The organism is Shewanella sp. MF05956 (assembly GCF_059758055.1).
The window spans coordinates 30,850-52,360 of sequence record NZ_JCAYNV010000010.1 but is presented as its reverse complement, the minus strand read 5'-3'; the positions used below and the strand labels follow the sequence as shown (position 1 = coordinate 52,360).

The window sequence follows — 21,511 nt, the reverse complement described above, 5'->3', positions numbered from 1 at the left end:
TGCTTGGATACGTTATTTAGGTATTGACGTTGTTAGTTATTTTTATGGCAGTTGGGTTCGTGGGTAACAAAATACCTTTTAAAGTCGTATCATCAGGTTTTACCTCTGTAAGGTGATGGAGATAAGTGTGAGAGTGTTGAATATTTTTTTTAGTGGCGTGTTAATGCTGATGTCATTGTCGGTAACTGCGTCTGAATCACCTATTCGCGATATCAGTGAGATTATTTCCAAAGAAGAGTTTTTATCTTATCAAAATGTAGCCGATTTTATTGAGCACTCGCCTAAAGTGACAGAGCTTGTGGCGCCTGAAGCTGATGACATAGAGCAATACGGCAGTGATGTGATGAAGACGCTAACAGGCTCCGACTGTGATAGAGACGGTAAAATGGACAGTAACCCTCAGTGTAATGCGGTGTTCTATAAATTATGGATGAAGTACCAACGTTAGTTGGCGTCACATCACCTATCATGCTCCAATATTAAGTGGGGTCATCACTTTACGTTAGCCGCTTTAGCCATAATCGTATTTGTCAGTTATTTTTCAACGGGGTTTAATAAAACATCCTGCATGGCGTGTACATCAAATTGCGCTAAGCCTTGATTGACAATGTCGCACCACTTTTTACCCTCCTGAGTATTATTAAAAGTGATGTGCAAGGTTTTATCTTGCAGCACTTTCGGGTTAACTTGCAATAGATGAGTTACCTTGGCGATTTGCGGATCTGATGCTAAATATTGATACACATTAACGTCCATAATGATGGTATCGATTCGGCCAGCGGCCAGCTTTAAAATATTTTGTTTTTCATCGATACCAGTTTCAAATTTTTGGCTGCCATTGGCAATCATTTCATCTACTTCAACAGTATTGATATAACCTTTTAATACCCCTAATTCATAATGATTTAAATCGCTGACCTTATCCCAAATAATCGGGTTACTTTTGCGTTCTATTAACACAATAGGGCTGGCACCGATGGGATCTGAAAATATTAATCCATTAGCAGGATTAAAATAGGTTGGGTAATACCCTACTGTTTGGCCTGTGGTTACACTGCGAGCGGCTCGGTTCCAGGGTAAAACGGCAATGGCAAGGGTGTGATTTTGAAACTTAATGCTTTGCTAATGATTTGGCTAGTGATTTGGCTAGTGATGCCTTGTTCGGGTCATTCACTGCCTGAAAATGGCGGCCACTCGAGTGTTGAAAGCTCAAGAGTGTCGGCTAGGAGGCCACTTGAGCAGCACAGTGTGACCAAGATGCAAAGACAAAATTGTTTTAGTTCCATTGGTACCGCAGTCATCATTTTTCACCCGTCCGTTGTGAAGTCAACTTTGAATGGCATTTCAGTATAGGCATAAACGTATCATAGTTTTATGCCTTTTTTTACAGAATGAATAACCATATAAATCAAGTGTTAAGCTTTTAAAAGCGACTTCAAGATAAAAAAGCGCTGACGATAAAAATAGTTGGAGTAAAAGCTTAAAACGGGTGTGCCATTATCAATGTTGGCTTTTATGGGCTGGTTATCACGGGTAACAAAAGCTCTTAGATGTTTCGATTTTATCGACAGTCATTAATTCAAACAAGATGCTGATTATTAGGGTTGTTCTGTGCCATTTATGGCCTTTTTTAGGCTTGCATTGTTTTTTATCTGCTCTATGTTGAGTGCTCAGTTGTAACAAAATGCATGAGTTCGATAACAAAAAAACTAATAAATGATAACAGTCTGTCTATTGCTGTTGCAGATAAAAAATGAGGACAACCCATGAACAAATCGATTTTATTGCTGTTAGCTGGCTTATTTAGTGGTGCAGCGCAAGCGGCCGTTGGTGGCTATCCCGTGGTGCTAATCCACGGTTTTCAGCCAGATAACTTACAAAGTAAACCTACTGGGGCGCAGGTGACGAGTAATGGTGCCGATTATTGGGCGCAATATTGGCGCGATAGAGCAGATGAGCGTATTGATTGGCCGTCGCAAGAACGCATTGCCAATAAAATTACCAGCCAGTACGTGTGGCCTAAATTGCAACAAATGTCGCGCGACGGTACGTGTTCCAATGGTTGTGTGTTTGTGACCCACTCAACGGGCGATTTAGTGACACGATATATTATCGATAACCAAGCCTTATGGTTACAAAATGCAGGTTTACAGCCGCTTAATATTGTGGCGACATTTGACTTTGCTGGCGCAGGTGGCGGTGTTGAATTAGCAGATTTAGCGGTCAATGTGGCTAACGGTTCAGGGTTAATCAATTCCGCAGTTAAACTTGCAGTGTCATTATGGCTTGGCGCGACACCGTCATCATCTAACATTGGGGTGTTAAATGATTTACGAGTCAATACCGCACGTCAGTTAGCCTCATTTCCAGGTAGCCGCGTACCGCGATTACGTTTTGCTGGTGCTGGGTCTGACTTTTTAGGGGTAACAGGGGCTTTTTTACCGGGCGAAGATGACGGTGTAGTGGCAAGTCATTCAAGTTGTGGTGCGGCTTCAGCAACCAGTTATGACAGTTGCTCACGCGGTGTCGCATTTGACGGTAAGTTAACTTCGGTCAGCGGCCCTAGTGCGTTTATGCCTTATCATTATCCCATGTTGATGAGTGAAGGTTATAGCCATAATGACACTATTGGCAGTAGCGCTAAAGATGAAGTGACTACCGCCAATAATAGCGCTGCTTACCTAAATGGCGACAATATTAAGTTTACTACCTATGACGAAAAACGTGGCTGGTGGATTTTTAGTTCGCGTTATAGAGTGGTGAGTAATTCAAGTAAAACCAGTATGTCGTCATTGGTTTATCAGGCTGCAAATTAATTCACTCTCAATACGGGCCAATCTATGAAGCATAAAAAAGTTGTCTATGTGGTCGCCTTGCTTGGTGGATGTGCTGGATATTGGTATTTCTCGTCTGAGCCAGCACCTACGCTGGCTCAGGTTGTTATTTCAAACCAGCAAGCTCAAGTCGCCAGCCATCAGCCTAGTGTGGTAAAGCAGATGCAGCCTAAACAAGTGATGGTAAAAGAAACCTTACCTGAGTCGGTGAGTGAGCGCTTTTCGTTGCTAGCAGAAGCGTACGCACAAGAGCTCACTCTGCCAGGGTATTCAGTGCCGCTAGGTGTTAATGATGTTCACCTATTGAACCCGAATCAGTATGTGGCGCAACCTGTGATGTTAGAAGGGGGTGCCAGTGCCAGTATTGTTATGCCTAAATATCGTTTTAGTTTTCCTGAGCCTGTGGTCATTACATTAGAGGTTGATGGTTTAACGGTCACGGGTGTCAGTGCTGCGATCCGCAGTGAATTGTCTTCTCATAAAGAAGTGTTAGCCAAGAGCGATATGGCAAACCATGATGGAAAGTGGACCGTGCAACTCGATGCAACAGAGGAGTGGGACGGCCCGATGGCCGTCAATGTGACCTTTAGCGCTAAAGGTAAAAAGCAGACTTTAACCACGGGCATTGAATATAGCTACCCAGCAGCAACGATTACCGGTGTCGGTGAGGTGCGTGCTGAAGGGAGTGATATGCTCATTCCACTCAAACTAACGGTAGAGAAAGCCGGTTATTATCGGGTAAGAGCCAATTTATATACTGCAAATCAGCAGCCTGTAGCATTGTTAACTGCGTCGAAAAAATTATCTGAAGGTGCGGTTGAAATGGAGCTCAAAGCCTATAAGGGCGTGCTGCCTAAACAAGATGGTGAGTTTACGCTTGGCAGCTTTGTGCTAGAGCGTCGTCCTGCAGTACCTGGTGAGTTAACGCGTTATGGCCGCAGTAATGAGCCCAGTTATGACTTAGGTGAATTTGCTGTTGGGCAATTGTCTGACGAGCCTTGGCAGGCCGATGAGCAAGAAATGCAGCGTTTAGAATTTTTACAAAAAATGGCCGACGAATAGCGCATTGTCAAAGGGATAGATTAGGGCTTTTGTTAGCTTGTTATTGTCGTTGAATCAGTTAATGTTAAGTTGCTGAACACTTGATGAGGTCACGTTAAGTGACTTAAAAGGGTTAACAAATTTGTGCTTGCTGAACTTGATTTCTGCCACCTCGTTTAGCGCAATACAGTGCTTGGTCTGCTCGACTAAAGAGATCTTTCATCGATGTATCCCTCTCAATTAGGCTACTACTGCCAATAGATATCGTCAGAGTAATGTGTTGTTCGGATTGAGTGATATTAAAAAGATGTTTTGCTACTTTGGCACGGATCCGTTCAGCTATTAACATTGCGTCATCATGGTCGGTCATTGGCAGTACCGCTGTAAATTCTTCTCCACCAATACGTGATAACGAATCTGATTGGCGCAGTAAGCCATTACATACTTGGACAAACTCTTTGAGTATTTCATCGCCACTGACATGACCAAAATTATCATTAATCGTTTTAAAGTAATCGATATCGATAACTAATAGTGAAAGTGGTTGGTTAAACCTCATTGCACGGCCAAATTCATGTTTTGCTAATTGATGATATGAACGGCGATTATGCACACTGGTTAACGGGTCGGTATTAACGAGACTTTCGATGTGTTGGTGGGCGTCTTCTAATGCTTTTTGGGCATTTTTTAATTCGGTAATATCAACACCCATAATGATGATGTTACCGCTATCTAGATTGATCCTGGTCATTTTAAACCAGCGGCCATCTAATAAGTCGGTTTCATATTGATTGAGGTTTTTTTCAGAATGCAGCTTGTGTACGTTATCAATCCACTGTTCAAAATCGTTAGTGTTAATGACAACACCCTGTTTGGTGTTCCATGCATGGCGCAATAAATCACTGGCTTTTTTACCTATTGCTTGTTCTTTAGTGACACCAAAAATACTGGCATAGTGCTGATTGCAATAAATAACTTCCTTGTCACTGTTAATTACACCTAAGCAGTTTGGCGTAATGTCTATTCCTTCTAGAAGTATGGCTTCTAAATTTGCAAGTATACTTTTTGGCATAGAATACTCAAGGATGTGGCAATGCTTATTCATTATTATAAGTTAAATCCGTCACTTTTTGTTAACAATTAGTAGTTTAGTATAGTGCTGCTTTGTGGTGAGTATTTTTTGTAGCTGTTTTTATTGATTTTTTAAAAGTCATAATATAAATAAATTATTTTCTTCGTCAGTCTTACGGTTGATAAGTTTAGTCTTGCGGTTGATAAAAGAAATATTGCAGGCATAAAAAAGCCCGACTATTTCATCATAGTCGGGCTTTTTGGGTGTTACTTATTCAAGCTGCTAAACCATATTAAATGCTAGTCAGTTTGCTTTTAAGATCGTTTGGCTTCATTGGTAGCTTGCGTAAACGTACGCCAACGGCTTGATAGATTGCGTTAGCAATGGCTGGTGCAACTGGCGTCACCGCGGGTTCACCTAAGCCTGAAGGTGGCTGAGTGCTCGGGATAAACTCAATCTTTATCTCTGGCGTTTGGCCGATACGTATTGGTGTATAAGTATCAAAGTTTGAGTCTTTATACTGGCCATTAAGCAGCTCGGTGCCTTCATGAATTGCCATCGATAAGCCCCATAATGCCGCGCCCTGACACTGTGCTTCAGCACCATTAGGGTCAACAATAATCCCGGCATCAATCGCAATATACAGTTTTTGTACATCAATGCTGCCACGGGCTTTGTCTACATGCACTTGAACGGCACAAGCCACCCAGGTAGGCATATCGCGTTCTTGACCAAAGGTGGATGCAATCCCTAAACCGGTGTTTTCGGCTTGTGGCTTACCCCACTCAATCATTTCAGCGACTTTTTTAAGTACAGCAGCCTGACGAGCAGCGCCGCCAGCAGCAACAGGTGTGGTACCCGCGTTACGGCCTTCGGCGATTAGCATGTCGAGACGGAATTGCAGTGGATCTTTACCAGCATGATGCGCGGCTTCATCCATAAAGCTTTCAACCGCCCAGCCCGTCCAACCCGGCCCGACTGAACGTAACCAACCCGGTCTAAAAGTGGCAATGGCTAAGTCGTTAGACACCGCCCGCACTTTTTGTGCGCCTACGCTGTACCAGTGATCGGCACCAGCAATTGAGAACGGATCAAATGGCTGACCATTAACGCCTTTAGGCATAAAGCCTGGAGCTAATACTTGTGTTGGCCAACCAGCAGTTGCGTGATGTTCCATGGCGGTAACGGCTTTTTTATCATCGAACGCCATTTTTAATTGCTGTACTGAGGCAGAACGTGCACTGTCAAACAGCATATCTTGCGGACGCATCATCACCATTTTAACCGGTTTACCGCCTAATGCTTTAGAGGTTAATGCCGCTGGAATGGTGTAGTCGCCGTTAAGTCTGCGGCCAAAACCACCACCTAACATGTAGCTACGAATAACAATGTTAGCTTCGTCTTCACCTAATGCAGTCGCTAACACAGGTAGGGTAAGTGATTGCCACTGACAACCTGAATGCACTTCCCAAATACCATCTGGATTTTTAAATACCAGGGCATTTAATGGCTCCATTTGCGCATGCAGTACGGTGCTGGTGATGTATTCTTCGGCGATGGTGCTTTTAGCACTGGCAAAAGCTGGCTCAGTTTCAACATTACCTGTGTCTAAAATGCCGCCTTTGCTGGCGTCGCTAAGTAACTTTTTGCCATGAGCAATAATATCGGCTTCAGACACATTAGCGGTTTCGCCTGCATCCCAGGTCACTTTGACTAATTTTGAGGCTTTTTGTGCGGCAAAAAAGCTGCTAGCAATAACCATTAACCAACCTGGTACACTGCCACTGGCATCGTCTAACACGATAGTTTGTTGATAGCCTTTAATCGCTTTGGCGGCTGAGTCGTCAAACTTAACCACTTTTGAGCCATAACGTGTTGGCGGTAAAATTGGGTTAGCGTACACCATGCCATCAACTTTAGCGTCGATACCAAATACGGTTTTACCATTGGTTTTATTGGCGATATCAAGCGAGGTGACTTGCTGGCCAACTAATTTAAGATCAGCATTGGGTTTAAGCGGCAGTTGCTTGAGTTCTTCTTCGGTAAATTGGCGGGTTAAGCCCATTTTGACCAATTCGCCAAACGACAATTCGCCTTTGCTTGATACCACTTTGCCGTTACTGGCTTTACAGTCAGCAGGCGCAATGCCCCATTTTTTAGCGGCTGCTTCAATTAATGCAGTTCGACCCGCAGCACCCGCCTGGCGATACACAGGCCAGCTTTGTGAAATAGACCAACTACCACCGGTGACCATGTAACCCCAACGTGGATCACTGTCTACGTGGATTATTTCAATATCATCCCACGAGGCTTCTAATTCGTCAGCAAGAATACGCGCAATAGCCGTACCTACATGTTGGCCCATTTCTGAGCGCATAATGTTGACTTTGATTTTGCCAGCAGTGTCGATTGAGTACCATAAAGACGGTTCATAAATATCACCTTCTGTTGGTAATACTTTGCCGTCTGGGCTAGCAGGATCCATCGCCGCCATCAAGTGGCGCGGAAAACCAAAGCTGACGCCGACCGCGGTCATGGCAATTAAAAAACCGCGGCGGGTCATGCCAGCCGATCCACGTTTAGGCAGTCTGCTCATCGTTGCTCTCCTTGATTGAGGTTGCGGCTTCATGAATGGCGCTACGGATACGCACGTAGGTCATACAGCGACATAGGTTTCCGCCCATCACAGCGTCAATATCTTTGTCTGAAGGTTCTGGAATATCTTTTAACAATGCTGCCGCTTGCATAATTTGGCCCGACTGACAGTAACCACATTGTGGTACTTGCAGTTTTTGCCAAGAAATTTGCAAAGGATGATCGCCTTTTTCAGATAGTCCTTCAATCGTGGTGATTTCAGCACCTTCTACAGACGATATTGGGGTAATACATGAACGTGTTGCACGGCCGCCAACATGGACGGTACAGGCGCCGCATGTACCAATACCACAACCAAACTTGGTGCCGGTCATATCGAGTTCATCACGAATAACCCACAGTAGCGGGGTATCGCTTTCCACGTCGGCAGTCATCGGTTTGCCGTTTAAAATAAATTTTGCCATTGGTCACTTCTCCAGTGAATTAGTGCTCAAATCGGGGTTGATTTCGGATCTCGCCCACTTTCTGTTGTAGTGTTGGCCAGGTGTTTTCCCCAGCTGATTGACGCAAATAAGCTGCAATTGCGCTAATGTCTTCATCACTCAATGCATCGCGAAAACCAGGCATTACAATACCGCTGATCCCTTGATCTGCTCTGACGCCATCGAGTATTACGTTGATAAGGTTGGTTGGATCATCTAAATGTGTTGCAGAACCTATCGTCAGTAGTGGTCGGCCCTTAACGAGCTTGTCGCTACTGTAGTGACAGGCTTGGCAGGCTGTGTCATATAAGCGTGCTCCTTCTTCGACTTGTTGATTAGGTTGAGTATGCTGCGCCGCGATGGCAGCTTGTAAGGTGGTGCTAGTGTCTGGCTCGTCTGTATCGTTAGTGCGCGCAAGGTCGGCAAAGTAACCACTGATTGCTTGCATGTCGCTGTCTGGCAGTGCTGATAAACCTTTATGCATTACTGGTGCCATTGGGCCTGCGGCGCTACCGTGATATTTCGAATTACCTGTGGTGAGATATTCGTAAAAATCTTGCGATCTCCACGGAATGGGTGAGGTGCTGGTTGAGGTTAAAGACGGTGCTATCCAACCATCGATTGGCGCGCCTTGATACATTTGTGCGTATTGCTCACCGCCTAATGCATTACGGGGAGTATGGCATGCACCGCAGTGGGCGATACCTTCCGCAAGGTAGGCGCCGCGATTCCACTCTGCTGACTTAGCGCTATTGGGCTTAAACGAATCGGTATCGGCAAAGAGTAATTTCCAACCCGCTTGCAGCATGCTGATATTAAGTGGGAACGGAATACCATTGTCTTTTTTGACTTGGTTTACCGCCGGCACAGACGTCATGATATAGGCATAAATAGCGCTAATGTCAGCGTCGGTCATTTTATTAAAATGTTCGTACGGGAATGCAGGTAATAAATGGTGCCCATCACGGCTAACGCCCGTACGCATTGCACGAGTAAAGGCTTCTTCTGACCAACTCCCTATACCTGTTTCAACATCTGGGGTGATATTGCTTGAGTAAATGGTGCCAAATTCGGTGTGCATTTCATAGTTACCCGCATAAGCGGTGCCGCCAGGTGGCGTATGACAGGTGCTGCAGTAGCCCGCGGCAGCCAAGGTTTTACCTTGTTCGATAACTTCTGGAGAATAGTTGCTGAGTGCTGGAGAGGTGACAGGATCTATCGCGGGTTGCCAAGCATAAAGAATGAATAAGCCTAGTCCTACAATTGCTGCGCCACAAACGCTGTACACGATGCGTTTTAGCATATTTTATTGCCTTATTGTTTTAAGTAAAAATGATATAAAAGAAGGGAATATCTCATCAAACATTCCCTGTATAAACCTTTGTTTAATATTTAAGCTTAGCAATGCATATCGCTTTGTCCAGCGGTAATATTAACCGTTGATTAGATAAAAATAATACAGCATATTTAACTCAGAATATATGAGATTCAATGATTGCAGCAAAGATGTTAATTCATTGTTTAGTAATCGATTTCATTCGTTTTAGCGATGTTACATCAATCGCATTAATAGGCTGCGTTATCATTTAGCTGAACATTCAATCAATTTGGTTATTATCGGCATTAAAGACTTACCGCGCTATTCGATGTTGGTCTAGCCTTATAACGCTTTACGCTATGTTTACATTCGCTTTTACATTATCGACTTGTGTTTAACTGAACAATTTACGATAATGAAAACTATTATCATTTGTATTGGCGAGTTGGCTAAACATGGAACTTATTAGCGTTTCTTCTTTATGGGTAGGGTGTTTGTTTGCTTATTTAGCGTCTGATAAGCAGCAACTTATAAGCCTACCGTTTCCTAAACTACTCGCGTGGAGCCTAGGTTGTGCAGCCATGTTATTTGCTGTGTGGGGCTTTAGCCATACCTACAGTTTGCTGGTGGCTTGTTTGTTAGTTGTTATCTGTGTGATGACCATGTGGATGATGTTGGTGTTGCTAGCCGCACACTTCAAAGGCCGCAGTATGTGGGTGAGTTCGTTCGGTTTCGCCTTATTTGTCAGCATTATGTTGGTTGGCGTTAAATAACCCGTCGCTCAGGATTCAGTAAGGTTAAATCAAATGTGGTTAAAGTCGCTTGCAGCTTTTGCTTGGGGGTTATTACTGGCTGTCTGCCTGGTGTTAATAGTGTTTCGTTTGTTGCCGTTAGCGGTAGATACCAAACTGTTTATTGGCATGCTGTTGGGCTTTTGCTTATGGGTGGCGGTGATGGCGTATTGCTACAGCCGTAATACTGCTAAAGCGGCCAGTATTGTCTGTGGTAAATGGTTTGTCGTCACTGCTGTTGCCAATGTGTTGTTGTTTTATATTCCTGTTTATTAATGAAGTCTTCAATGAATCCTCGCGCTAACGCCCCACATAAACTGATTAAAAACCTCGTCGAAGCCCACAGTTGGCTTGGACTGATCATTTCGCCATTACTGTTTATCGTATTTTGGGCCGGTGCAATCACACTGTTCCATGACGAAGTGGCACAGTGGGCTATTACGCCACATCACCCAGTGCAAAGTAGTCAGCAAGACATACCGCTTGGCAGCTTAGTTGAACAAAAGCGGGCAGAATATCCGGTTGATCAACAAGGGCGTTTTCGGATCAATATGCCCACCTCATTAGTGCCTTATTATATTTTTTATATGGAAGTGCTCGACGATGCCGCAGAAAGTGGCCGTCAATCTTTAGCCATTCTGGTGGATCCTAAAACCGGTGAAACGGTTGCGGGTAAAGATGACTTCTTGTTATCGCAATTTATTTATCGACTGCATTACAACCTTCATTTACCCGGTGGAAGCTACCTCATCGGGATGGTGACATTAGTCTTTTTGTTTGCCCTAATCTCTGGGGTGTTTATTCATGCCCGTAAACTGTTTAAACACTTTTTTCAGTACCGGGTAGATAAGCAGAGACGCGATAATCTATTAGATTTACACACAGTGGTAGGCGTCATGACGCTGCCGTTTACCTTAATGTATGCCTTAAGTGGCCTGGTGCTAAATTTAGCCATTGTGTTTCAATTGGCGTTTGCGATGTTTATTTACCAAGGCGATCAACAAGCCTTGTTTAATGATGCAGGCTTTAAACGAGTGGTTGAGCCTCGCAGCCAAACACCAATGGCGATGGGCAATGCCTTTAAGCTAATTGAAGAGACTCGGCAGCAAGAAAATTTTGAATTACGTAATGTGATTTTTCATCATTACGGTGCCGACAATGCATTAGTGCAAATTCGTGGTAGTGATACCGCCAGTTTTGCCCAGCGTGATGAAGTGACTTACCGTATTGCTAATGGTGCCGTGGTCGATAAGGTCAATGCCGAACAATACAATGTATTCCGCCAGGGACGCGATGTGTTAGTGACGCTGCATTTTGGTGATTTTGCCGGTATGGATGTGCGGATTTTATACTTCATTTTAGCCATGGCCATTAGTGCGATGATTGTGGCAGGCAATATGTTGTGGATTAATAAACGCCGCACCCAGCGTCATTCTTCGCCGCGCAGTATTGCCATTGCAATTGCCGTCACTATAGGTGGATGTGGTGGCATTATTGTGGCCACAGCGGTTGGCTTTTTATGTGAGCGAGTGTTACCTGCCACGTTGCCAGCCCGCGGTGATTGGCTTGTTGTCTGCTTTGTACTGGCTTTGTTAGCGACCATGTTAGTGAGTATTAACATTGGCAATGTTAAACGCCATATTAGCCGCTTATTATTGCTTACTAGTGCACTGTTATTAATAACATTGATAGCCGATTGGCTGATGTTTGCTGAGCAGATTATTACTCTGTGGCAAAACGGCTTTACTGCAGTGATAGGCGTGCAAGTGGCGATGGGCTTAATGGCTGCTATTGGCGTGTTTAGTGCACTAAAGCTAAGAGATGCGCAGCAAGGTAGTGCCACTGATAATATTGGTCAGCCCCTTATTAATTAAAAGCATGAGTGCTGAGTTAATGGGGAGGATGAAATGAGATTAGGAAAAAGGCTGTAGCCTGCGATAACACTATCACAGGCAACAGGGTTTTGAGTATTAAGGTAAATCAAAGATAATTGCAGTAGACTGGTCGTCTTGAGTGTTTTTAAAGGTTATCGTTTGTTGACCTGTTATCTTTGCTCCATCACCGGCAGTGAGTCTTTCTGACTCGATTTTCAGCTCACCGACCACTTGATGTGCATAGACCTGTCTGTCAGCGGCAATCGTGTAAGTCAGCTCTGAATGCGGCGCTAAAATCAATTGTGATAACGTCGCATTTTGCTTGATGTGTAAGGTGTCATTTTCACCCGTTGGCGTCGCAATGGTGGTTAATCCCAGAGCTTGGCCAAAGTTTTTTTGCTGATACCCTGGCGTATTACCTAAGGTATTGGGCTGGATCCAAATCTGTAAAAACTTCAATGGCTCGGTTTTAGACGCATTGTATTCACTGTGAGTGATACCGCTGCCGGCAGACATAAGCTGGAATTCACCAGCAGGCAATACTTCAACGTTACCCTCACTGTCTTTATGGGCAATTGAACCTTCGAGCACATAGCTGATGATTTCCATGTCACGATGGCCGTGAGTGGCAAATCCTGCACCGGGCGTTACGCTGTCATCGTTAATGACTCGCAAGGCTGAGAATCCCATATGCTCTGGGTCATAATAACTGCCAAATGAGAAGCTGTGTTTACTGTCTAACCAACCAAAATTGGCGGTGCCGCGCTCGCTTGCAGGACGTATAGTGATCATGATGTTCTCCTAACGCTTAATATATGTTTATACCAATCAGATGTGTGTTTTGATCTGATTGGTATTGATCGAAATTTGGGTTTGCTAACTTGCTCTGAGGTTATTTAGCTAATCGAGTGGTAAGCGCGTTATCAAGCGCTGCTTTACCCGAACCCGATAAAGCCAATGACACGCTGGCGGCTAATAAAGCCAAAGCATACTCATAACCGTTGTTAGACATAAATAAGCCGTTGCTTAGGTGAACACTGGCAATGGCAATCACCATGGTAAAGGCAAGTGCTACAGCCGCTGGACGAGTCAGTAAACCGAGTAAAATAAATAAGCCACCAAAGAACTCAGCACTGCCTGCCATAAAGGCCATTAACACACCAGGTTCCATTCCCATTGACGCCATCCATTGCCCAGTACCTTCTAGGCCATAACCGCCAAACCAACCAAATAATTTTTGGGCGCCGTGGGCCATAAATATAATCCCTACAGGCACACGCAATGCCAATGTGCTAAAATCTGCAGTAGAGTGTGTAATGCGTTTAATCAGTGCTTTCATGGTTTGTATCCTCAATATTTTTAAACTGTTATTTGGCTGGTGGTAAGCGTAAATAACGCTGCCTCACCGATTGATAATGAGTATATTGAGACTTGATCGAATAAAAAATCGGAATAAACTGAGTTAATAGTTCAAATTTTTTGAATAAGGATGAATTCATGCACCATGCGATTACCATCGATGCATTGCGGGCCCTGGACGCCATTGAGCGCAAGGGGAGTTTTGCAGCTGCAGCGGCATCCTTGTATCGAGTGCCGTCAGCATTAACCTACACCATCAAAAAACTTGAAGATGACATGGGCACAGCGTTATTTGACCGGACAAAACAAAAAGCACAGCTCACCCCAGCAGGTAAAATTGTATTAGAGCAAGGGCGTCAGATATTGCTGGCCACTAATCGACTGATTGATTCCGTGCAGCAATTAGAGTCCGGCTGGGAAAGTGAAATTAGATTGTCGCGCGATACGGTTATTCCTCAAGCGCCGTTGTTTCAGTTAATCGAGCAATTTAATCAGCTCGAACACTCGGTAGACATTAGTATCGATGTGGAAGCTGTGGGTGGTGGTTGGGATGCCTTACACAGTCGCCGCGCAGACATTGTGATTGGTGCCTCTGGCGAATTACCTAGAGGTGTATTTCAAACCCACAAAATAGGCGAGATTGAATTTGTATTTGCAGTGGCGCCTCATCATCCATTGGCGTTTGTTGATGAGGTATTAGCCGCCGACAAACTCACCGAATACGCCTCAGTTGTGGTGGCCGATACTGCGCAAGTGTTGCCGACACGCAGTAGTGGCTTATTTCAAAGCAAGCAAGTCATTAGAGTTAACACCATGGAAACCAAAATAGCGGCACAGCGACAAGGTTTGGGGATTGGTTTTTTACCGCGGCACATGGTGCAATGTTATTTCGACAGCGGTGAGTTAATTGAAAAACAATGCTCAATCCCACGTCCTAACCAGAGCTTATATCTTGCCTGGCATAAAGAGCACCAAGGCCGCGGGTTTGAGTGGTTTATTGAGCATTTACCAAAAATTGATTGGGGATTAAGTTAACCTGAGCTCAAGCTTTTTTTTACTAAAGCTGAAAAGAATCAAGGGCATATAGGTATATATCTATGCCCTGATTTAACGACCTCTAGCTCAGAAATAACTATTATGCCGCTGCCTGAGATACCGCAGTGTTATTGGTTTTATTGTCTAGCGAGCCACTGTAGCGGGTTAACGCTAATGCTAACAATACAATCACCGCGCCAACCCATGGGGTATGCATTAAGCCTGCTTGCTCAACGATTAATCCGCCGCCCCAGGCACCCAGTGCAATACCCACATTAAATGCGGCAATATTGAGGCCAGATGCCACATCAACTGCGTTAGGTGTATGCTCTTGCGCCAGTTTAACCACATAAACTTGTAATCCTGGTACATTACCAAATGCAAATGCGCCCCACACTAAAATGGTGATAACTGCTGCAATAGGGTTAACCGCAGTAAAGTTAAATACCACTAAAATGGCGGCTAAACCGGTAAAAATGATACTCAGCGCTTTGATTGGGCCTAACTTGTCGGCCATTTTACCGCCCCAAATATTACCGATAGCCACTGACACGCCATAAACCAACATAATCAGACCAATCGCATGAGACTCAAAGCCTGACACTTGCTCTAAAATGGGTGCTAAAAATGTAAACGCGACAAAGGTGCCGCCGTAGCCTAATGCGGTAATGGCATACACTAATAATAATCGTGGCTGAGTTAATACCTTAAGTTGAGTGGATATTTTAGTGGCCGCAGGCTGCTGTAAATTGTTTGGTACCAATAAACTGCTGCCTATCAACGCAATAAAGCCTAATATCGCTACCGCTAAAAAGGTGGCTTGCCAACCAAATGTTTGGCCAATATAGGTACCTAAGGGCACGCCTGTCACCAATGCGACAGTTAAACCGGTAAACATAATTGCAATGGCGCTGGCAGCTTTTTCTTTAGGCACTAATCCGGTTGCAATGGTTGAGCCAATAGAGAAAAACACTCCATGGGCTAGGCCAGTAATAATGCGTGCGACAATTAAGGTTTCATAACCCGGGGCTTGCCATGCTAATACATTACCTGCCACAAACAGCGCCATAACGGTTAATAACACGTTTTTACGGTTCCATTTACCTGTAAGTGCCGTTAATACCTGTGCGCCAATCGCAACACCTAGGGCATACAAGCTGACTAACAAGCCTGCTGAGGGTAATGAAACATTAAGGTCTTGGGCCATGGTGGGCAGTAACCCCCACAATGACAAATTCGGTGGTACCGATTGCAAAGGCGCTTAGCGTCAATGCGAGTAGGGCTAACGGCATAATGTGTTCCTCGGGTTTAATAAGGTGAATGAGTCGGTATTGCGTAATGCTGGCTATTATTCACGGTAAATGAGTTGTAAAAAACAGTGTCTTTAGCAAATAACTTTTGTGTAAAATGAAGGTAATTGACGTTAACCCGAGGTGTGTATGCTGACTCGCTCAGATGATCTGGATATTTTATTAACTGTGGTCGACAGCGGCGGCTTTTCTGCGGCGGCCAATACGTTAAATATTCAAGTGGCCCGTGTGTCGCGCGCGGTGAGTAAAATTGAGCAGCAGCTTGGGGTGACCATATTAAACCGCACCACCCGGCGTATTGAGCTGACTGACGAAGGTAGGCAATTTGTCGAGTCGGTGAGAACGGGCTTACTGCAATTACAACGGGCAGAAGATGAGTTAGTTAAGCGAGGTGAGTTACCACAAGGGCGATTGCGCGTAGATGCTGCAAGCCCGTTTGTGTTTCATCAGCTGGTGCCGTTAATGCAAGATTTTAGGCAGGCGTATCCAGATATTATGTTAGAGCTCACTTCAAATGAGGGTTATGTCGACTTACTGGAAAAGCGTACTGATGTGGCGATTCGTATTGGTAAATTAAACGATTCTACCTTGTACGCCAGACCATTAGGCAAGAGTGCCTTACACATCGTGGCCTCACCAGCCTACATTGCCCGCCGAGGCGCACCGCAAAAAGTGGCAGACCTAAGCGGTCATGAGTTACTCGGTTTTACCGAGCCAAAAGCGCTTAACCGGTGGCCGTTAAAAGGTAGCGAGGAAATTATGCCGAGCATCTGTAGCAGTAATGGCGAAACGTTGCGGCAATTGGCGTTAAGCGGTAATGGTATTGCGTGTTTGTCGGGCTTTATGATTAACGACGATTTAGCCGACGGTCGGTTAGTCGCCTTGCTTAATCAAGACAAAATTAATGTTAGCGATCGCGAGCAAGTGAATGCGATGTATTACAAATCATCTACTGTGGCGCGGCGGATCTCAGCATTTATTGAATTTATTCAGCCTAGATTAACCTTATAACTAAGGGCTCAATTTAACCGTGTGTAGATATTTGCAGTTAGAGCAAAACAGATTTGCTTGGTTGACGGTTTATTTCTGTTGTTAGTTGGCGCACAGTGCTGGTCAACTAAGCTGGTAAATGTGCAAGCTAATATGGCCTCATTAGCGTTATCGCTTCCGCCTGAAGACATGGCGGCAATCGATAAATTAGATCGAAATCATCGTGTAGCTGCGCCAGATTTTAGCCCTGATTGGGATCAATAATCTATCAGCGAATGATCCATTAGCGAACGTGCTAATGGCTTAAGTGGCCAGGGAGTTCGCACTCAGTTTTAGATGATTTGTATAGCAAGTATCCACGCCAACATGAGTGATCATATTGGCGTTTTTTATTTTCAGGGTTGCTAGCTGCTTGACGTGGGTGTAAGACATAGGTTTACAGTCGTTGCATATGCTAAGTAGATTTATTTATGTAGATCTTATTTTTCAATACAGTTGTTACCCAAGGAGTGATTATGCAAGTCAGTGAACTCTCAACCTTATTGGGCGTTACCACAGACACAATTCGTTTTTATACCCGAATCGGCCTGCTCGCCCCAACAAAATCGCCTAGCAATGGTTATAAGTTTTATCGTGACAAAGAAGTGTCACGAATGCGATTTATTATGAGTGCCAGAAACTTAGGTTTTTCGGTGGATGAAATTAAAGTGATTTTTTCCAAAACTGATCACGGTGAAAGCGCTTGTACCATGGTGAAGCAGCTTATTAGCCAAAAGTTGGCCGAAACTGAAATACTGTTTAATGAAACGTTAAAGCTACGTAATAAGCTGACTCAAGCCGTAAGTGAGTGGGAAAACCTGCCCGCGTTGGCACCCACCGGTAACATGGTTTGCCACTTGATTGAGGGATTTGATTCAAACCATGAAACCCCTTGTCAGGTTAGTGATAAGGAGTCTTTGTGATGAATACCCAAACAACAACACAATTATTGATAGAGGGTGCAGGTTGTGCCAGCTGTGTTGGCAAAATTGAGAAAGCCCTTAACAGCGTGGCGCAGGTTGACCAAGCAGAAATGAACTTTGCCGATCGCAGCGTCATGGTCACCGGAAATGTTGACGTGGCCAATTTGCTTGAGGCCGTTGAAAACGCTGGTTATCACGCGATTGTGATTAACGATCAGGGTGGTGCAGATGCCATCGATGAAAAAGAACAGGCTGATGCAATATATTATAAAAGCCTAATAAAACATACTATTGTCGCATTAGCAGTGGGTATCCCGCTGATGATTTATGGTTTGTTTATTGGTGACATGACCGTTACTAACCCAATACAACAGATGGTTTGGGGGGCTATTGGTGTGCTGACCTTAGGAATTATGTTTTTCTCCGGCAAGCATTTTTATACTGGCGCATGGAAATCATTTACTAATCATAGTGCCAATATGGATACCTTAATTGCGCTCGGAACAGGCACTGCGTGGATTTACTCTATGGTGGTGGTATTTGCACCAGATTTATTGCCAGAAATGGCGCGCCATGTCTATTTTGAAGCAACCGCGATGATCATTGGTTTAATCAACCTTGGACTTGCGTTAGAGGTCAAGGCACGCGGTAAAACCTCCGCAGCGATTAAGCGTTTAATTGGTTTACAAGCTAAAACGGCTAGGGTGATCCGCAATGGTAAAGCGGTCGATATTGATATTGCCTTGGTGCAATTAAACGATAAGGTCAGTGTTCGACCAGGTGAAAAAATTCCCGTAGACGGTGTGGTCGTTGAGGGCAGCAGCTTTATTGATGAATCGATGTTGACTGGTGAACCTATACCTGTTGAAAAAAGTATTAATGATGATGTTGTCGCAGGCACATTAAACAAATTAGGAACACTCACCTTTACCGCTACCCGAGTCGGTAAAGATACTGCATTGGCGCACATTATTACCATGGTTAAGCGGGCGCAGAACTCCAAACCGCCGATTGGACGGATGGCAGATGTCATTTCGAGCTATTTTGTTCCTGCAATGATGATTATTGCCATTGTCAGCGCCATGGTATGGCTCAATTTTGGACCTGAACCTTCAGTGGGATACGCCATAGTGTCGGCGATGACAATATTAATTATCGCTTGTCCGTGTGCTCTAGGATTAGCAACGCCAATGTCTGTGATGGTAGGTGTGGGTAAAGCCGCTGAATATGGTGTGCTTATTCGTAATGGTGAGGCTTTGCAAACTGCGTCGACTATTACCACCATGATCTTAGATAAAACAGGCACCATTACCGAAGGTGCACCAAAAATCACCGATATGATTGTTGTGAGTGGACGCGAACAAGAACAGGTATTGCAATTGGCCGCGAGTATTGAGCAACATTCTGAGCATCCACTTGCGCAAGCTGTTGTCCAAGCAGCAACGGATAAGGGATTAACCTTATTCAATGTGGAAAATTTTACTGCTATTGCAGGATTTGGTGTTCAAGCTCAGTATCAATCGGCTCAGTTATTATTTGGTAATGAGAAATTAATGCACGATAAAGGCATTGCTTTGAGCGAATATCAACAACAAGCACAAGCCTTAGCAGCAGAAGCCAAAACGCCAATGTATTTTGCCATCGACGGTGAGCTCGCGGCGGTAATTGCGGTGGCCGACCCCATTAAAGCGGATTCTGTTGCCGCCATAGCAAGGCTTAAAAGTAGTGGTATTAAAGTGATTATGCTTACCGGAGATAATCACGCGACAGCCACTGCAGTGGCAGCAAAAGTAGGTGTAGATGACTTTTTTGCCGACGTATTACCACAAGATAAAGCCAATAAAGTGGCCGAATTACAAGCCTTAGGTGAAGTCGTAGGCATGACTGGCGATGGTATAAATGATGCCCCAGCACTGGCTTTAGCTAATGTTGGCTTTGCTATTGGCACCGGAACAGATGTGGCGATTGAAAGTGCCGATATAACGCTAATGCGAGGATCGCTACACGGTTTGGCAGATGCCATCGCGGTGAGTAAAGCGACGTTAGGCAACATTAGGCAAAATCTGGTCGGTGCGTTTATTTACAATATGGCGGGTATTCCGCTCGCTGCAGGGGTGTTATTCCCTGTGTTTGGCGTATTACTTAACCCAGTAGTTGCGGGTGCAGCAATGGCATTTTCATCATTAACTGTGGTGAGCAACGCCAATCGTTTACGCTTTTTTACCCCTCAACAACACTAGGAGTGAATGATGCTATTAATTAACTTATTTTGTGTGGCATTGATTGCCCTTATCGTTTGGTGGTTTTGGTTATACAAACCTAAAGCCGCAACTCATCAAGCAAGTAACGCTATTGTGGTTAAAGACGGTGTTTACTCTCCGGCAAGAATAACCGTGCCAGCTAATACTTCGACACAATTAACCTTTTTACGTCAGGACAAAGCCGGATGCTCCGCCAGTTTGTTATTTCCTGACTTAGACATTAGCGAAGAGCTGCCTCTGGACAAATCTGTGGTGATTTCGCTACCAGCATTAGCCAAAGGTGAGTATCCATTTCATTGCCAAATGCAGATGTATAAAGGCGTCTTGCTGGTTGAGTAAACCTAGACAATGGGTAAGCTAAGTCGGCTCAATAAAACCTTGATGCTTACTACTGAGCCACATAAGCTTTGAAAAAGGCCTACCAGTTACGCAAGTTAACATCTGTTTATTCAAGATGCTTACTTGCGTAATTGGTGATATTGTGGCGTTTGTGAATTTTTCTCTATCTCAACCGATGACATCATGATTAAACATTTAATGGACTACCTGCGTTTAGTGCTGTTTGTTTGTGGCGTATTGATTGGTATTCAAGTTCCTGGTTTTGTCGATCAATATGGTCAACGCTTAGAAGCACATCAGCTAGAAGCCAAGCAAAGTTTGGCCGAATTTCAACACGATGCCGACCGCTTTTTTGCTGGCGACATCAGTAAGCTTATTCAACACTATCGCAAAAATAACGATCCAGTTTTCAGCGCGGGTGGCGAAAGTATCGAATCGATTTATCAACGTTACGTGGCGTTAACCGATGCATTAACGCGCTTTCGTCAACACAGTTATAGCCCATACCAGCAAGTGCTCCTTGCACCGCAAACAGACATTCAAGCTGAAGTATGGAACAACTATTCGCATGTGATTTTATTAAAGCCCGAAGCCATTGCCATCGGCATGTTACTTGGGCTGTTAATCTCAATTTTATGTGAGTCAGTATTATCTATTTTGTATGTAGGTTGCCGTAAAGTATTGGCGCCTAAATAACCCATTTATTCACCCTTAAGGAAATATGATTATGATCGCTACAGGACAATCTTTACCAAAAGCTACATTAAGCCAACTGACTAAAGACGGTATGGTTAATCACGATGTAACTGAGCTTTTTGCCGGTAAAAAAGTGGTGTTATTTGCCGTACCAGGTGCATTTACGCCAACCTGTTCAGAAGCTCACTTGCCAGGCTTTGTGGTACAGGCTGACGAGTTTAAAGCTAAAGGTGTTGACCTAATTGCTTGTGTATCGGTAAACGATGCATTTGTGATGAAAGCATGGGGCGAAGCGCAAAATGCCTCTGAATTAATGATGCTTGCAGACGGCGATGCCAGCTTTACTAAAGCTCTAGGCCTAGAAATGGACACCGCTGGTTTTGGTGGCGTGCGTTCACAACGTTACGCGATGATTATCGACAACGGCGTTGTGACATTATTGAATGTTGAACAAGCCAAGTCATTTGAAGTGAGCACAGCAGAAGCCGTAATGGCTGCACTGTAAGTCGCTATTCAAATTAGATTGAAAAGATGGGCGCCCAATGTGGCGCC

At 44.4% G+C, this 21,511-nt stretch carries 21 protein-coding genes and 1 pseudogene; 14 read left to right on the top strand and 8 right to left on the bottom strand.

The annotated features are described in order from the left end of the window. Positions 1–127 precede the first annotated feature (127 nt). Positions 128–448 carry a hypothetical protein gene (locus AC19MX_RS12325; protein ID WP_498298380.1) on the top strand — a complete coding sequence of 107 codons (321 nt, stop codon included), beginning with the start codon at positions 128–130 and terminating at the stop codon, positions 446–448. Positions 449–534: 86 nt separating this feature from the next. Here AC19MX_RS12325 and AC19MX_RS12320 read toward each other — a convergent pair whose 3' ends face one another. Then, complete coding sequence (locus AC19MX_RS12320) at positions 535–960, bottom strand: transporter substrate-binding domain-containing protein (RefSeq protein WP_498298378.1); 426 nt, start codon at positions 958–960, stop codon at positions 535–537. An 806-nt stretch (positions 961–1,766) separates the two neighbouring features. Between AC19MX_RS12320 and AC19MX_RS12315 the strand changes: the two genes are divergently transcribed. Both AC19MX_RS12315 and AC19MX_RS12310 read left to right on the top strand, forming a co-directional pair. Continuing rightward, the gene (locus AC19MX_RS12315; protein ID WP_498298376.1) at positions 1,767–2,816 is read left to right on the top strand and encodes a hypothetical protein; all 1,050 of its coding nucleotides are present in this window, start codon (positions 1,767–1,769) and stop codon (positions 2,814–2,816) included. A gap of 24 nt (positions 2,817–2,840) precedes the next feature. Continuing rightward, positions 2,841–3,896, top strand: coding sequence for a hypothetical protein (locus AC19MX_RS12310; protein WP_498298374.1), 1,056 nt, complete (start codon positions 2,841–2,843; stop codon positions 3,894–3,896). 112 nt (positions 3,897–4,008) lie between these two features. Here AC19MX_RS12310 and AC19MX_RS12305 read toward each other — a convergent pair whose 3' ends face one another. The 4 genes from AC19MX_RS12305 to AC19MX_RS12290 form a co-directional block, all read right to left on the bottom strand. Next, the gene (locus AC19MX_RS12305; protein ID WP_498298372.1) at positions 4,009–4,947 is read right to left on the bottom strand and encodes a sensor domain-containing diguanylate cyclase; all 939 of its coding nucleotides are present in this window, start codon (positions 4,945–4,947) and stop codon (positions 4,009–4,011) included. Positions 4,948–5,239: 292 nt separating this feature from the next. After that, entirely contained in the window at positions 5,240–7,543 is a 2,304-nt protein-coding gene (locus AC19MX_RS12300) for a xanthine dehydrogenase family protein molybdopterin-binding subunit (RefSeq protein ID WP_498298370.1), read from the bottom strand. After that, positions 7,527–8,006 carry a (2Fe-2S)-binding protein gene (locus AC19MX_RS12295; RefSeq protein ID WP_432400729.1) on the bottom strand — a complete coding sequence of 160 codons (480 nt, stop codon included), beginning with the start codon at positions 8,004–8,006 and terminating at the stop codon, positions 7,527–7,529. The genes AC19MX_RS12300 and AC19MX_RS12295 overlap by 17 nt, the downstream gene beginning before the upstream one ends. A 19-nt stretch (positions 8,007–8,025) precedes the next feature. After that, complete coding sequence (locus AC19MX_RS12290; RefSeq protein ID WP_498298368.1) at positions 8,026–9,327, bottom strand: cytochrome c; 1,302 nt, start codon at positions 9,325–9,327, stop codon at positions 8,026–8,028. Between the two features lie 470 nt (positions 9,328–9,797). Between AC19MX_RS12290 and AC19MX_RS12285 the strand changes: the two genes are divergently transcribed. The 3 genes from AC19MX_RS12285 to AC19MX_RS12275 are packed head-to-tail and all read left to right on the top strand — an operon-like array spanning position 9,798 to position 12,007. Beyond that, entirely contained in the window at positions 9,798–10,115 is a 318-nt protein-coding gene (locus AC19MX_RS12285; RefSeq protein ID WP_160052058.1) for a hypothetical protein, read from the top strand. Positions 10,116–10,148: 33 nt separating this feature from the next. Continuing rightward, the gene (locus AC19MX_RS12280; RefSeq protein WP_432400725.1) at positions 10,149–10,409 is read left to right on the top strand and encodes a hypothetical protein; all 261 of its coding nucleotides are present in this window, start codon (positions 10,149–10,151) and stop codon (positions 10,407–10,409) included. 11 nt (positions 10,410–10,420) lie between these two features. Next, on the top strand, positions 10,421–12,007 hold the full coding sequence (locus AC19MX_RS12275) for a PepSY-associated TM helix domain-containing protein (protein ID WP_498298366.1): 1,587 nt from the start codon (positions 10,421–10,423) through the stop codon (positions 12,005–12,007). Positions 12,008–12,103: 96 nt separating this feature from the next. Here the strand turns inward: AC19MX_RS12275 and AC19MX_RS12270 are convergent, their stop codons facing one another. Beyond that, positions 12,104–12,799: a pirin family protein gene (locus tag AC19MX_RS12270; RefSeq protein ID WP_498298364.1), complete on the bottom strand. Its 696-nt coding sequence runs from the start codon at positions 12,797–12,799 to the stop codon at positions 12,104–12,106. Positions 12,800–12,899: 100 nt separating this feature from the next. After that, positions 12,900–13,346: a DoxX family protein gene (locus tag AC19MX_RS12265; protein ID WP_498298362.1), complete on the bottom strand. Its 447-nt coding sequence runs from the start codon at positions 13,344–13,346 to the stop codon at positions 12,900–12,902. 158 nt (positions 13,347–13,504) lie between these two features. Here AC19MX_RS12265 and AC19MX_RS12260 point away from each other — a divergent pair, with 158 nt between their 5' ends. Then, positions 13,505–14,401, top strand: coding sequence for a LysR family transcriptional regulator (locus AC19MX_RS12260; protein WP_498298360.1), 897 nt, complete (start codon positions 13,505–13,507; stop codon positions 14,399–14,401). A 100-nt stretch (positions 14,402–14,501) separates the two neighbouring features. Here the strand turns inward: AC19MX_RS12260 and AC19MX_RS12255 are convergent. Further along, positions 14,502–15,693: pseudogene (locus AC19MX_RS12255) on the bottom strand (MFS transporter). A gap of 147 nt (positions 15,694–15,840) precedes the next feature. On the opposite strand from AC19MX_RS12255, the gene AC19MX_RS12250 reads away from it, so the two are divergent. From AC19MX_RS12250 to AC19MX_RS12220, 7 genes are all read left to right on the top strand, one after another. After that, positions 15,841–16,722 carry a LysR family transcriptional regulator gene (locus AC19MX_RS12250; RefSeq protein WP_498298359.1) on the top strand — a complete coding sequence of 294 codons (882 nt, stop codon included), beginning with the start codon at positions 15,841–15,843 and terminating at the stop codon, positions 16,720–16,722. Positions 16,723–16,842: 120 nt separating this feature from the next. Next, positions 16,843–16,965, top strand: a complete 123-nt coding sequence (locus AC19MX_RS12245) for a hypothetical protein (RefSeq protein ID WP_498298357.1) — start codon at positions 16,843–16,845, stop codon at positions 16,963–16,965. 251 nt (positions 16,966–17,216) lie between these two features. Continuing rightward, the gene (locus tag AC19MX_RS12240; protein ID WP_498298355.1) at positions 17,217–17,663 is read left to right on the top strand and encodes a MerR family transcriptional regulator; all 447 of its coding nucleotides are present in this window, start codon (positions 17,217–17,219) and stop codon (positions 17,661–17,663) included. After that, positions 17,663–19,903: a heavy metal translocating P-type ATPase gene (locus tag AC19MX_RS12235; protein WP_498298353.1), complete on the top strand. Its 2,241-nt coding sequence runs from the start codon at positions 17,663–17,665 to the stop codon at positions 19,901–19,903. The genes AC19MX_RS12240 and AC19MX_RS12235 overlap by 1 nt, the downstream gene beginning before the upstream one ends. A 9-nt stretch (positions 19,904–19,912) precedes the next feature. Beyond that, positions 19,913–20,263 carry a cupredoxin domain-containing protein gene (locus AC19MX_RS12230; RefSeq protein ID WP_498298578.1) on the top strand — a complete coding sequence of 117 codons (351 nt, stop codon included), beginning with the start codon at positions 19,913–19,915 and terminating at the stop codon, positions 20,261–20,263. Positions 20,264–20,446: 183 nt separating this feature from the next. Next, entirely contained in the window at positions 20,447–20,959 is a 513-nt protein-coding gene (locus AC19MX_RS12225) for a DUF2937 family protein (RefSeq protein WP_498298351.1), read from the top strand. 31 nt (positions 20,960–20,990) lie between these two features. Then, positions 20,991–21,464, top strand: a complete 474-nt coding sequence (locus AC19MX_RS12220; RefSeq protein ID WP_432400713.1) for a peroxiredoxin — start codon at positions 20,991–20,993, stop codon at positions 21,462–21,464. The last annotated feature ends 47 nt before the right edge of the window (positions 21,465–21,511 follow it).

What these genes read in the sequence shown, in the direction of transcription:
- AC19MX_RS12310 (WP_498298374.1), top strand. Translation starts at nt 2,841, where the DNA reads ATGAAGCATAAAAAAGTTGTCTATGTGGTCGCCTTGCTTGGTGGATGT.
- AC19MX_RS12265 (WP_498298362.1), bottom strand. Translation starts at nt 13,346, where the DNA reads ATGAAAGCACTGATTAAACGCATTACACACTCTACTGCAGATTTTAGC.
- AC19MX_RS12290 (WP_498298368.1), bottom strand. Translation starts at nt 9,327, where the DNA reads ATGCTAAAACGCATCGTGTACAGCGTTTGTGGCGCAGCAATTGTAGGA.
- AC19MX_RS12235 (WP_498298353.1), top strand. Translation starts at nt 17,663, where the DNA reads ATGAATACCCAAACAACAACACAATTATTGATAGAGGGTGCAGGTTGT.
- AC19MX_RS12280 (WP_432400725.1), top strand. Translation starts at nt 10,149, where the DNA reads ATGTGGTTAAAGTCGCTTGCAGCTTTTGCTTGGGGGTTATTACTGGCT.
- AC19MX_RS12260 (WP_498298360.1), top strand. Translation starts at nt 13,505, where the DNA reads ATGCACCATGCGATTACCATCGATGCATTGCGGGCCCTGGACGCCATT.
- AC19MX_RS12285 (WP_160052058.1), top strand. Translation starts at nt 9,798, where the DNA reads ATGGAACTTATTAGCGTTTCTTCTTTATGGGTAGGGTGTTTGTTTGCT.
- AC19MX_RS12305 (WP_498298372.1), bottom strand. Translation starts at nt 4,947, where the DNA reads ATGCCAAAAAGTATACTTGCAAATTTAGAAGCCATACTTCTAGAAGGA.
- AC19MX_RS12270 (WP_498298364.1), bottom strand. Translation starts at nt 12,799, where the DNA reads ATGATCACTATACGTCCTGCAAGCGAGCGCGGCACCGCCAATTTTGGT.
- AC19MX_RS12300 (WP_498298370.1), bottom strand. Translation starts at nt 7,543, where the DNA reads ATGAGCAGACTGCCTAAACGTGGATCGGCTGGCATGACCCGCCGCGGT.
- AC19MX_RS12230 (WP_498298578.1), top strand. Translation starts at nt 19,913, where the DNA reads ATGCTATTAATTAACTTATTTTGTGTGGCATTGATTGCCCTTATCGTT.
- AC19MX_RS12220 (WP_432400713.1), top strand. Translation starts at nt 20,991, where the DNA reads ATGATCGCTACAGGACAATCTTTACCAAAAGCTACATTAAGCCAACTG.
- AC19MX_RS12315 (WP_498298376.1), top strand. Translation starts at nt 1,767, where the DNA reads ATGAACAAATCGATTTTATTGCTGTTAGCTGGCTTATTTAGTGGTGCA.
- AC19MX_RS12240 (WP_498298355.1), top strand. Translation starts at nt 17,217, where the DNA reads ATGCAAGTCAGTGAACTCTCAACCTTATTGGGCGTTACCACAGACACA.
- AC19MX_RS12275 (WP_498298366.1), top strand. Translation starts at nt 10,421, where the DNA reads ATGAATCCTCGCGCTAACGCCCCACATAAACTGATTAAAAACCTCGTC.
- AC19MX_RS12250 (WP_498298359.1), top strand. Translation starts at nt 15,841, where the DNA reads ATGCTGACTCGCTCAGATGATCTGGATATTTTATTAACTGTGGTCGAC.
- AC19MX_RS12225 (WP_498298351.1), top strand. Translation starts at nt 20,447, where the DNA reads ATGATTAAACATTTAATGGACTACCTGCGTTTAGTGCTGTTTGTTTGT.
- AC19MX_RS12295 (WP_432400729.1), bottom strand. Translation starts at nt 8,006, where the DNA reads ATGGCAAAATTTATTTTAAACGGCAAACCGATGACTGCCGACGTGGAA.